Annotated in this window: 9 protein-coding genes; 3 read left to right on the forward strand and 6 right to left on the reverse strand. The window is 36.7% G+C overall.

The window, feature by feature from the left end; translation table 11 throughout:
- From C2M30_RS06165 to C2M30_RS06175, 3 genes are read right to left on the reverse strand one after another with little or no spacing between them, the layout of a single operon-like run.
- A complete protein-coding gene (locus C2M30_RS06165; RefSeq protein WP_105171031.1) occupies positions 1-1260 on the reverse strand; it encodes an ABC transporter ATP-binding protein in 1260 nt (419 codons plus the stop codon).
- Complete coding sequence (locus tag C2M30_RS06170; protein WP_105171032.1) at positions 1257-2030, reverse strand: ABC transporter permease; 774 nt, start codon at positions 2028-2030, stop codon at positions 1257-1259. Before C2M30_RS06170 ends, C2M30_RS06165 begins: the two co-directional genes overlap by 4 nt.
- Before the next feature lie 28 nt (positions 2031-2058).
- Complete coding sequence (locus tag C2M30_RS06175) at positions 2059-3462, reverse strand: mannose-1-phosphate guanylyltransferase/mannose-6-phosphate isomerase (protein ID WP_105171155.1); 1404 nt, start codon at positions 3460-3462, stop codon at positions 2059-2061.
- Between the two features lie 552 nt (positions 3463-4014).
- Between C2M30_RS06175 and C2M30_RS06180 the strand changes: the two genes are divergently transcribed.
- Entirely contained in the window at positions 4015-5430 is a 1416-nt protein-coding gene (locus tag C2M30_RS06180) for a phosphomannomutase (RefSeq protein WP_105171033.1), read from the forward strand.
- 38 nt (positions 5431-5468) lie between these two features.
- Here the strand turns inward: C2M30_RS06180 and C2M30_RS06185 are convergent, their stop codons facing one another.
- From C2M30_RS06185 to wecC, 3 genes are all read right to left on the reverse strand, one after another.
- Positions 5469-7199 carry a tetratricopeptide repeat protein gene (locus C2M30_RS06185; protein ID WP_105171034.1) on the reverse strand — a complete coding sequence of 577 codons (1731 nt, stop codon included), beginning with the start codon at positions 7197-7199 and terminating at the stop codon, positions 5469-5471.
- Positions 7200-7307: 108 nt separating this feature from the next.
- Positions 7308-8420, reverse strand: a complete 1113-nt coding sequence (gene wecB / locus C2M30_RS06190; RefSeq protein ID WP_105171035.1) for a non-hydrolyzing UDP-N-acetylglucosamine 2-epimerase — start codon at positions 8418-8420, stop codon at positions 7308-7310.
- A 9-nt stretch (positions 8421-8429) separates the two neighbouring features.
- Positions 8430-9668, reverse strand: coding sequence for a UDP-N-acetyl-D-mannosamine dehydrogenase (gene wecC, locus C2M30_RS06195; RefSeq protein ID WP_105171036.1), 1239 nt, complete (start codon positions 9666-9668; stop codon positions 8430-8432).
- A gap of 166 nt (positions 9669-9834) precedes the next feature.
- Here wecC and C2M30_RS06200 point away from each other — a divergent pair, with 166 nt between their 5' ends.
- Positions 9835-10323: a hypothetical protein gene (locus C2M30_RS06200; RefSeq protein WP_105171037.1), complete on the forward strand. Its 489-nt coding sequence runs from the start codon at positions 9835-9837 to the stop codon at positions 10321-10323.
- Positions 10324-10349: 26 nt separating this feature from the next.
- Positions 10350-12287, forward strand: a complete 1938-nt coding sequence (locus C2M30_RS06205) for a hypothetical protein (RefSeq protein WP_105171038.1) — start codon at positions 10350-10352, stop codon at positions 12285-12287.
- Positions 12288-12315 lie beyond the last annotated feature (28 nt).

Genomic DNA, 12315 nt, shown 5'->3' on the forward strand with positions numbered 1-12315 from the left:
TTACTCTTGAACCTTATATTGATACTTAAAGTTCATTTTCCCCCAAGTTAATTCTTTTGGAGTTTTAACCCAAAACTCCCCTATGACATGCCTATATAAATAACTATGCCCTTCATGAATTGGCATTAACAACACATATCGTCCCGGCGCTAAATTAATTCCTTGAATTTTAAGGGTGCACTTAACCTCACCTAACTCTTTATGCTTCAATATATCCCCATTCAAAGTTGATATTGTCGTTATCAATTCTCCATCTGGAGTGTAAATATTTACTGATACATTTAAATTTTTAACTTGAGAGTTAAGATAAAATGAATAGTTTATTACTAATTCTTCGTGAAGGTTGATACTAAAGTCCTCATAACTTCCATTTATTTGTACTTCAATATTTGAAATGCTATCTGAATTATCGTAAATCGGACCATACAACCCAGCCGCAACAGCTTTTTCAAGAGATTCACTATTGATATTTTTATTTTTGATACGATTGATTTTATTTGGGTTTCTTTCTTCCATGAAGCTGAGGTAATCCGACAAAATATCTTTGCAATTACCTTGCTTAATAACTTCCCCCTCATTGATCCATATAGCTCTCTCACAAAGCTGTGCAACTTGAGAATGGCTATGAGATACCAAAATTATTGTTACACCTCTCTTTTTAAGTTCAAATATTTTTGTCATGCATTTATTTTTAAATGCGACGTCGCCTACAGCTAAAATTTCGTCGATTAACAAAATATCTGGAGCCAAATGAGTTGCCAAAGAAAACCCTAATCTAGCATACATACCAGAGCTGTATCCTGATATTGGGTTATCTATAAATTCTCCTAGCTCTGAAAACTCTATTATTTCTTGAACAACACCTTTAGCGTCACTTACGCCAAATAAGCTACATGCATTAATTATATTTTCTCGACCAGTTAAATTTCGTTCAAAGCCAGCACCTAAATTAATCAAAGCCTGTATTTTTCCGTCAACAAAGACCCGACCTTTTTCCGCTGATAGTATTCCTGCGATTATCTTGAGAAGAGTAGATTTACCACACCCATTCTTTCCGATAAGAGCTACAGACTCCCCCCTCCTTATCTGCAAATCAATTGATTTTAAAGCCCAAAATTCATTAGCTGTGATACAAGAATATCGATTCATCCCAAATAGTACTTTTAAGTATTCTCTCAATGACTGCCATCTAGAAGAAAAGATATCTCGAGTATACTTTTTAAAAACACCGTCAATTTTTATAATTACATCTGAATTCATAATTTTTCTACTAGAAAGCTCTGCGTCTTGGTGAATGCATAAACAGCAACACCCGTAAAAATAGATAGAATCAAAAATATAATGGATAGCGATTGTAGGTCGATATTAAAATTAAGCAGGATATTTCTCGAAGTATTTACAACAATATAAAAAGGATTGTAAGTAACGATTATCTCACTAAAATACGAACTAGATGCTGAGCTAATCGGAAATAACACACCACTAACAAACATTAGAGGTTTTAAACATAAATTTATAACCTTGGAAACATCCCTGTTAATTACGTTAAACGGTAAAACAAATAAACCCAACCCACCAAAAAAAAGACATAAAGCTAAACAAAACACAAAAAATATGATTGAGCTTACTAAACTGATATCTTCTACAAATAACGCATATATAATGATTACAGCAACCCTAAATAATGCGTGAAAATTTAACTTTAGTACTATAAAAATAATGAATGAAAAAGGGCTGATGTTTACATGGCTCAGAAGGTTTCTTAGCTTATTAAATTCAGACGCTGGCGTATTTATAGCATCTATTATCAAATGCCATACCAATATGCCACTTATAATGAAAAAGCCATAACTGAATTCGGCTTGTTCTACAAGAATCCCTTTAAAGCTATATAAAACGAAAAATATTATTGCAAGCATAATAGATTCCATCCATTCCAATAAAAGGTTTAACTTAGAAACTTTATTTTGTGTCGCTAGGTCACGTTTAAATAATGCGTATCCACCTCTAACCTCATCTAGCCATTGCATTATTTCTGACACCCTCTAACCATAACCTTTATCCCCTTTTATAATTATCTTCAAAACGGACTATGTCATCTTCTCCTAAATAGCTTCCACTTTGCACTTCAATCAGTTCAAGTTTAAGCTTACCTGGGTTGGTCAAACGATGTGTTGCTCCCAAGGGGATATAAATAGACTGGTTTTCAGACAATAGAGTCTGCTTGTCATTAATTTCAACTATTGCAGTACCAGATACAACAATCCAATGCTCAGCACGATGATGATGCATCTGTTTTGATAATGAAGCTCCAGGTTTAACTGTAATTCGCTTTACTTGATAGCGATTACCCGTATCAACAGAGTCATATTTACCCCAAGGTCGATGTACCTCCCTATGAAGTAAGTGTTCCTTTCTATTTTTTCCCTTTAAATGTTCAACAACTTGCTTTACATCTTGAACGCGGTCTTTATTCGCAACCAATATAGAGTCTTTCGTTCCGATAACGATTAGATCATCAACACCGATGGTGGCTACGAACTGGTTTTCAGATTGAACTAAACAATTGTTTGAATCGATACTTTGAATATCACCAAGTTTTACATTGTTGTTTTCGTCTTTGGGTAAAACTTCCCAAAGAGATGAAAAAGAACCAACGTCATTCCAACCAACTGAAATAGGTAATACAACCCCTAATTGTGTGTGCTCCATTACGGCATAATCAATTGAATCATCAGGACAGAGCTCAAAATCTTGCTTAGCCACTCGCACAAAGTCCAAATCAGACGTAGCATTTGAATATGCTTTTAACGCTGAGTCATACATTCTCGAGTTGAACTTTTTTAGTTCTTCGAGGTAAATACTGGCTTTCATAACAAACATGCCACTATTCCAGAAAAAGTCACCACTGTCTAAATACTCTTGGGCTTTAGATTTATTAGGCTTTTCTACAAATCGCTTGATCTTTAGTGCACTCGACTCACCTTTTTCCGCTTGGATATAACCGAACCCAGTTTCTGGTGCGTTTGGAACGATGCCGAAAGTGACTATTTTACCTTGTTCAGCATATTCAGCTGCGCGCTCTACGGAATTTTGGAATGCATCTTTATCTTCAATTACATGATCTGCAGCCAGTACAACTAAAATAGCATCACGAGTTTGTTCTAACGCTTTAAATGCCGAAAGCGCAATCGCAGGAGCCGTATTTCTCGCTACTGGCTCCAAAATAATAGAGGTTGGATTTTGTCCGATTTCGTGTAATTGTTCTGCTAATATGAATCGGTGCGACTCGTTACAAACTGCTATTGGCTTATTAAAACCAGTCAAGCGAAGGGCTGTTTCTTGCAGCATTGTATAGCTACTAGTCAACCTTAAAAATTGTTTTGGATAGTGCTTTCTTGAAAGAGGCCAGAGTCTGGTTCCTGAACCACCAGATAAAATAGTTGGAAATATATTGGACATCATTTTTGTATAGTTCACTCCATTGGACCCCAATTGTAACAAACAGCCCTCAAACTACAATTACAAATTAAGTGAATTGGAATACTAATTCAGCTCGCGTGACTAATTGCTAATATTTAATTTCCAATACGGGCGTAAAAATAACCACGAGCCTGAATTAGTACTCCAAACAAAGTTAGCGGTTGAATGTAAAATACAATGTTATCTACTTAACACTTCTAATTGCTGTTGATTAAAAGACTAATAATAGAAAATTAGAGCTTAATTACGATTCTGTTAATTGCTTGAGAAAATTTGATAAATTTTAAACTCAACGCCTAACGCTTGATAACTGCAAGCTGATACACTTAGAATTTATTAATCAGTTGCATATCAGTCAAAGCGGATTGTTCTTTATTCTTGATGGATTATTTAAGAGACTCTTACAGCTAATGCAAACATTTAGTAATTAAACGAAGAATTACAAAATGAAAAATTTAAGTCTTAATAGGTTCAATTGCCCAAAGTAATATTCAGCCGAGTGAGCGAAGTAAATTTACAGGATAAATTTTAATGAAAGAAAGTTCTCATATTATCGATAGTTCTAACATTAGTTTTGGCACTTCAGGTGCTCGAGGCTTAGTAACTGACTTCACTCCTGAGGTATGTGCCGCATTTGCAATTGCGTTCGCTAACGTAATACGTGAACAAGATGTCCTCACTACAATGGCATTAGCTATTGACAATCGCCCTAGTAGTTACCAGATGGCACAAGCAATTAGCGCTGGACTTGCTCAAATTAACATCGAAACCAAATTTTACGGCGTAATTCCGACACCCGCACTAGCGTATTATGCAATGCAGCAAAACATACCGTGTATAATGGTTACCGGTAGCCATATTCCATTTGATCGTAATGGTCTTAAGTTTTACAAGGCCCAAGGTGAAATTTCCAAAGCAGACGAAGCCGCAATTTTAACAGCGCAAGCTAAAGTATCTCCCATTACCTCACTACCTGACCTAACAGTATTACCAGCCGCTAAAGACGCTTACATACTTAGAAACACAGAAGCGTTTTCATCAGATAGCCTTAAAGGCAAACGCATTGGCATTTATGAACATTCGAGTGCTGGCCGTGATATTTACAACCTTATTCTTGAAGCTCTGGGTGCCGAAGTTATTTCACTAGGGCGAAGTGACGAATTTGTACCGATCGATACCGAAGCTGTGTCTGAAGAAGATAAAGAAAAAGCGCGTGCTTGGGTGAAAGAATACAAATTAGATGCGCTATTTTCCACCGATGGCGATGGCGATAGGCCTCTTCTTTCTGATGAATTTGGCGAGTGGTTGCGAGGCGATATATTAGGTTTATTATGTTCAAAAATTTTAGGCATCGAAGCATTATCTACTCCGGTGAGCTGTAATACCGCAATCGAAAAGAGCAACCTTTTTAAACACATTGAACGTACAAAGATTGGATCACCATACGTTATTTCAGGATTCGACAGTTTACTTCGTACATTTAACTCTGTTGCAGGCTTTGAAGCAAATGGCGGATATTTATTAGCCAGCAAAATAAAGCTAAATGGCAAAACAATTCAACCATTGCCTACACGAGATGCGATATTGCCCGCGATTACCTTATTAAGCCAGTTAAATCAGCAAGCACTTTCTGAACAAGTTAAGTTATTACCACAACGATATACAGCGAGTGATCGAATTAAAGACTTTGCACGAGATAAAAGCCTATCACTAATTGCTAACATTAATAAAGAGCCTGAAGCTTGGTTACTAAAGTTAGATTTGCCTTTTAAACTTGCAAAAGTGAATGACACAGACGGCTTTAGAATGACGTTCACAGATGGCGAGGTTGTGCACCTTCGTCCATCTGGTAACGCGCCTGAATTACGATGCTATGCTGAAAGTAATAGCCAAATCAAAGCAGAACAGCTTGTAAAAGCTACGTTATCGGCCATTCAGAACTTATAAAGTTTTAAGGGTTATTGAGTTTTCAGTAACCCTTTTTCCTATTCATCTTGCCGTGCTTGTCGTATTTGATTAAAGAGTTTTTTTGCCCCTGCGTTATTCGGTTCAACTTTTATTACCTGAGTCGTATAAAACTCAGCTTCATCAAACTTACCTTGCTTGGCCAAAGAAACCGCTAGACCAAGCATAACCTTTGCAGTAATTGGCTTAAAATTCAACGCTCTTTTAAACGCCACTTCAGACTTTTCAAGCTGGTTCTGCTCTAGATGCATAATACCTAAATTAACTAAAACACCACGTTTTAAAAACGGACGTTTTATTTTACTGATCAGTGACTCTCCTAACTCTTCTGCCTCTTCATATTTTTTATAACCAATCAACATGGCTAACATATTTACGGCTTGCGTATTAGTTAGATTTTCGGCATCAATTGATAAACTGTGCTTTAAAAGCGGAAGCGCTTTATCAATTTCTTCAATCTCAAAATAAGCATCAGCTAAATTATTTAAAACTCTTGGGTTATCAGGACCATATTTTAATTCATGCTTATAAAACGTAATCGGGTCTCTCCACTGCTCATTACGCTGGTATGTAAGTAATGAAAAAGCACCGACAACAAACACCGAGCAAACAAAAAACAGGTAAATTTTACGCTTGTCAGAGCTACAGCGCTCTAACAGTAAAGAGCTAAGCCCCATCAGAGCTATAATCAAGCCAACATTAGGTAAATAAGTTCTATGCTCCACTGCCATATCCTGTATAGGTATTATGCTAGATTCAACAAGCATCGCAGAATAATAAAAGAGTACTCCAAAACATATCAAAGAATAGCGTTTCGAAAATAGCAATGCGCTACTAATAACTATTAAATGTGCCAATAATGCGATATAAGATTGCGTATTGCTAAATGAATGCTGATCGTACAAGTACTCTAGCCTGAGTGGTACTGGGTAGAAAAATTTAGCAATATAAATCCATAAAACATTTGCTTGCGCGAAAAAATACTCTATACGAGAGTACGATTTTGTCTCAGTTGTTAAGTCATCTAACACACTCAAAGTTTCAGGAGTGAGTAAATAGGTACCAACAAGGATAAGAAATGGCGCTAACAATATTGAAAAAATTTGATTGTTCGACAATTTTCTAAAAAGAACTACCTCAGTTAAAAACAGCACTATTGGTAATGTAAATGCATTTTGTTTCGTAAATATTGCCAACAAAGCCGAAATAACTAAAGTACAAAACCACACTACCAATCTAACTTTAGATTTTACAATTCTACAGTGAACATATGCGACAACTGAAATAAGATAAAATAACGCGGTAAGCGATGCCGAGCGTTGTACGATATAAGTAACTGCTTGGGTATGTAAGGGGTGAGAAATAAAGACAAGAGCAGCTAGCAACGGTAGCCATTTTTCCGAGATATCAAGCACACCTCCTCTTTCAGGGCGGAACTTAAATAATAATGCGCAAATCCAATAGACTAATAAACCATTTATAAAGTGGATGACGATATTTGTAATATGAAAACTTGTAACATCTCCCCCACCATATTGATAATTTAAAGCAAACGTCCAATATCCCACAAAACGTAGTGTGTAAGCTTGATAAATATCGCTTAGCGCGCCTGTATGAATGACGCTACTTTCAACAATCGATGTTTCATCATCAAAGTAAAATGGTACATCAAGGGTATTGCCGTATAAAACGACAGTTAGAAATGAGATTAAGAATAGAGCTAATAGTTTTTTATTTTGCAATAACGTCACAAGCTTCCTTTTGGACTAATTTAGTTACGAAATAAGGCTGTATAATAATAGCTAGAAGTAATTAGATAAACAAAAGGCTTCCCATCAATTTGAAAAGCCTTTGGATAATTACTTTAATAACGCAGTTATAATTCGTTCACAGCCTTTTCCATCGCCATACGGGTTATGGGCAAAGCTCATTTGGTTGTATGCATCTTTAGAATCAATTAATTCAGAAACTGAATTAACGATTAACTCGACATCTGTACCAACCAACTTAACAGTGCCTGCTTCAACCGCTTCAGGGCGTTCAGTGGTTTCACGCATTACTAAAACTGGTTTGCCTAGCGATGGCGCTTCTTCTTGAATGCCGCCTGAGTCAGTTAGAATAATATGTGCGTTATCCATAAGATAAACAAACGGTAAATATTCTTGCGGTTCAATCAACATAACATTTGTATGTTCTGCTAAAAGACGATTTACCGGCTCTTGTACATTCGGGTTTAAATGCACTGGATATACAAAGTTATGCTCAGGATATTTATCCGCAAGCGTTGCTATCGCTTGGCAAATGCGCTCAAAACCACCACCGAAACTTTCACGGCGATGACCAGTGATTAACACATAAGGTTTAGCGTTAAAATCTGAGAATTTGGTATCAAACTCAGCTTTGATATCCTCGTTTGTAAGCACATCATTTTTAATTTGTAATAATGCATCAATTACTGTGTTACCTGTAACCACTATATTTTCAGGTTTAACATGTTCACGCAGTAAGTTATTTGCGGACCCTTGTGTTGGTGCAAAGTGTTTTTCTGCAATAACCCCTGTAATTGTGCGGTTTGCCTCTTCAGGCCAAGGGCTATACAAATTACCTGTGCGCAAACCAGCTTCCACATGACCGACTTTTGTTTGTTGATAAAACGCAGCTAACGATGTTGCTAGCGTTGTTGTTGTATCACCATGAACTAATATCCAGTCCGGCTTAAATTCAGCAATAACAGGTTTTAAACCAAGTAAAATCTTACTGGTGATATCAGTAAGGTCTTGCCCCGGCTTCATAATATTCAAGTCATAATCCGGCGTTATTTTAAAAAGCTCAAGTACTTGATCAAGCATTTCACGGTGTTGCGCTGTTACACACACTTTGCTTTCAATTTTTGTTTCGTTTTCAAGTGCTTTAACTAATGGCGCCATTTTTATCGCTTCAGGGCGCGTACCAAATACGGTTAATACTTTCATAATAATTACTTAAACAATACCACGACTATCAATAACCACTTTCGCGGCCCATTTTTCAGAATCTACATTTTTAAACTCTGAGTGATCAACTAAGATAGCCATTACCTTTGCCTCTTCAAATGCTTGCTCTACTGAAACGAGCTTTGCATTAGTACCTTCAAATACATTAGGTAAAGCGTCAATATTTGGCTCTACTACAAGAACCTCAAGACCTTCTTGCTTTGCTAACTTTACAGCAATATCAAGTGCAGGGCTTTCACGTAAATCATCAATATCAGCTTTAAACGCCAAGCCAAAACACGCTACTACTGGGCGTTTAAATTCATCTGCTTCTTTAGTAATTTGGTTAAAAACGTATTCAGGTTTAGCATCGTTTACTAAACGCGCCTGCTTGATAAGCTTTGCTTCATCTGGCGCAGAGCTCACAATAAACCAAGGGTCTACTGCAATGCAGTGGCCGCCCACACCTGGGCCTGGATTCAAAATATTTACACGCGGATGACGATTAGCAAGCTTGATTAGCTCCCACACATTAATATCTAACTTGTCACAAATAAGCGAAAGCTCGTTTGCAAATGCAATATTGACATCACGGAATGAATTTTCAGTTAGCTTTGCCATTTCTGCGGTGCGAGCATTAGTGATTAAACACTCACCTTTAACAAACGTCTTATAAAGAGCAACCGCTTTTTCAGAACACGCAGGCGACATACCACCAATTACACGATCATTCTCAACGAGCTCGCGAAGTACATGACCTGGTAAAACACGCTCAGGGCAATGGGCAATATTAATATCAGGGTTACTTGCGTTTTGCTGCGGGAAAGACAAATCAGGACGCGCTTCAGCTAACCATTTAGCCATTTCTTCAGTCGCACCAACTGGCGAGGTTGATTCAAGAATAACGAGGTTACCCTTTTCTAATACTGGCGCAATAGTTTTAGCCGCTGATTCAATATACGAAAGATCCGCTTTATAATCATCTTTAAAAGGCGTTGGTACTGCCACCATAAATGCATCCGCTTTTTCGGCGGTTAAAGTGGCTTTTAAATTACCGCTATTTACAACAGAACGTACAACAATATCTAAGTCAGGCTCTACAATATGAACATTACCTTCGTTAATTGTTTTAACAGCATGCTCACTCACATCTAAACCGATAACTTTTAAACCACGCGAAGCAATTACTGCTGCAGTTGGCAAACCAATATAACCTAAGCCAACTACCGATATTGTTTTGAATTCCACTATAACTAATCCTGTAAAAATAATGAGGAGAGTTTACACGATTCTTCGTAGCGAATAAAACAGTGCTAGCAAGTGATATTGGATTTGTTTAAAAAAATTTTTATGGAAGAATAAAAACGACTTAAATATTACACTAAATCAAGGATGGTTTATGAAAGCCTGATTATTGATACTTCTTTTCTATTGCCTAAATACCTTTGCAAACTCATCTATCAATATTGAGCACACAGCTTCAATTATTGATGATGGTTCTATTGCTAAAAGTATCGCTGGTTTTGATGACGTAATTGCGCTAAAAAACAATTTAGTGATTGCTCATAACATCGCTACATCTTCTCTTTTTCTTGTCCATAGAAATAACAACCAATGGCAAGTCAAAGAACAAATACCTGGACTTTTTGACTACTATGAGGCTGCAAAATTACAAAAATTCACTGATGATAAAGTGGGTTTAATCACGCGAAATGGAATCTTTCACACCTTATCTTACGATGGTAATAATCAATTAAAAACTGAGCAATTTGACCTAAGCACTCTGATTTCTGACAACGCTAACTCACCAATATCTGTCGCTGACTTTCGCATTACACAAAGTCATATCTATTTGCTATCAATGCGTGGCACCTTAATTGATAAACTCTACATTTTTCGATAGTTCCAAACACCCTCAACATTTCAGCAGTGCTCGATTGGAAAATTCCTATTGAATACGGTTTTGTTTCTAACTTAGCCGTTGTTAACAACAATGTATGGCTTGCCGCTGATAATACCCTTGTTGAGCTCACCTTTATAGATAACCAAGTTTCGCAAAAGCAGTTATTTTCGCTAAATAACGATGAGCAAGCTCACAAAATTACTGCTACAGAAAACTTAGTTTTGGCATCAAGAATAAAAAATCATAACCAATCAGGCTATTTTTATATTGATTTAAAGGCAAATACCCCTAAGCTGTTACGCAATGACAACCCTCAATTCAATAGCCCTAATCAAAATGACTTTATTAGTTTCAATCACTTATACAAGTGTAACTTTCTTGCGGTTTATTACAACGCACTAATTCACATTGATTTTAGCGATATTCACTCTCCACTATCGACTGCCGCTTACAAAACACCTGAAAGTAAATTTAGCAACATATCATTTGATGATAACCGAATTTACGCAGCTGAAATGAAACAGGGTTTTAGCGTCTACACACCAGACTCACTCGAAACGGGCCCAATTGAAACCATTGATTTTCCGAGTGTCACATTTAGAAATATTAACGTTACCGGAAACCATATGTTTTTGAATAAGGTATCACCATCCGAAAACAATTCGGTTGTTGTTAATTTAAGCGAACTCACAAATTTGAATGAGTCACAAAAAGATGCTCTTGAAGGTCTAACACAGCTATATCAATCAAATAGCTGTATTGCAAAGGATGACAAGCACTACTATTCAGTTGAAAATCAAAGTATTAATGTTACAAGCATCAATAACCTTTCGAATTCCGCAAGCTACCCCTTTTTCTTTACTGACGCTGTACAATTCGGACATCAAAATCATAATACATGCTTAATTACAGATGATTTTCTTGTGGTTGTTGACTGGCGAAGTCGAGTGACTTTTTTCGAACTTTCACAATTTGATTTAAGTAAAGAAACAACTTATTCAGCTAGCAAGCTTATTTTCCTGCCTAGTGAGCAAATTACATTACTTGCATTTAGCGGGGAATATTTAGTTGCAGCTTCTCGTCGAGGAACCGTTTTTGTATTAACTAGAGGTTCAGACCGCTGGCAAGCGTATACAGAATTAGACCTGTCTGACTATCACGCAGCAACTAACGACTTTTTCGTTCTTAATGATATTGATATTTATGACAACAAGTTACTGCTAACTGATAATGGGCATGGCAATGTTTTAATTTTCTCGCTAACGGATAACTTTAAATATGAAGGCTATTTATCAGGCAAAACGTTTAACGAACAAAGTACATCTGCCCACAGTACAACAACATGGAAAGATTACATAATCACTTCTGGATACAGAGGATTTTCAATTCATAAAAAGACCAATAGTGGATTTGAAAAAGTAAAAGAAATTACCTTTACTACATCTGTATTGGATATTGTGAGTGCTGAAGATACTCTATTTGGCATTGATGATTCATCATCGTTACAAGTATTTAAACTATCGGAAGCCGATGACAATGACGCTGACGGCCTAACAAATAGAGAAGACCTTGATGATGATAATGATCGCTTTATTGATATTCGTGATGCTTTCCCTTTAGATAGCTCCGAGCACCAAGACAGCGATAATGATGGCATTGGTAATAATGCTGATACTGATGATGATAACGACGGTGTTACCGATGATAATGATGCTTTCCCACTAGATACATTAGAACATACCGATACCGACAACGATGGTATTGGTAATAATGCTGATACGGATGATGACAATGACGGTGTATTAGATGTAAACGATGCTTACCCGTTAGATGTGACAAAATGGCACCTAGAAACGGCACCAACTCTTTCTGAAAAATCATCAGGCATCCTTTTTATATCGTTATTACTTATGACTTTTCTTACTATAATTAAACGGCTTAACTTAAACATAGTAAACTCATAGATTGTCGTTAAAAAATAAAAGCGTGGCT

Source organism: Pseudoalteromonas sp. T1lg24, from assembly GCF_002964745.1.
Lineage (GTDB): Bacteria > Pseudomonadota > Gammaproteobacteria > Enterobacterales > Alteromonadaceae > Pseudoalteromonas > Pseudoalteromonas spongiae.

Bases quoted from the DNA above. Each gene is read 5' to 3' on its own strand.
- wecB (WP_105171035.1), bottom strand. From the start codon at position 8,420: ATGAAAGTATTAACCGTATTTGGTACGCGCCCTGAAGCGATAAAAATG.
- C2M30_RS06165 (WP_105171031.1), bottom strand. From the start codon at position 1,260: ATGAATTCAGATGTAATTATAAAAATTGACGGTGTTTTTAAAAAGTAT.
- C2M30_RS06170 (WP_105171032.1), bottom strand. From the start codon at position 2,030: ATGCAATGGCTAGATGAGGTTAGAGGTGGATACGCATTATTTAAACGT.
- C2M30_RS06175 (WP_105171155.1), bottom strand. From the start codon at position 3,462: ATGTCCAATATATTTCCAACTATTTTATCTGGTGGTTCAGGAACCAGA.
- C2M30_RS06180 (WP_105171033.1), top strand. From the start codon at position 4,015: ATGAAAGAAAGTTCTCATATTATCGATAGTTCTAACATTAGTTTTGGC.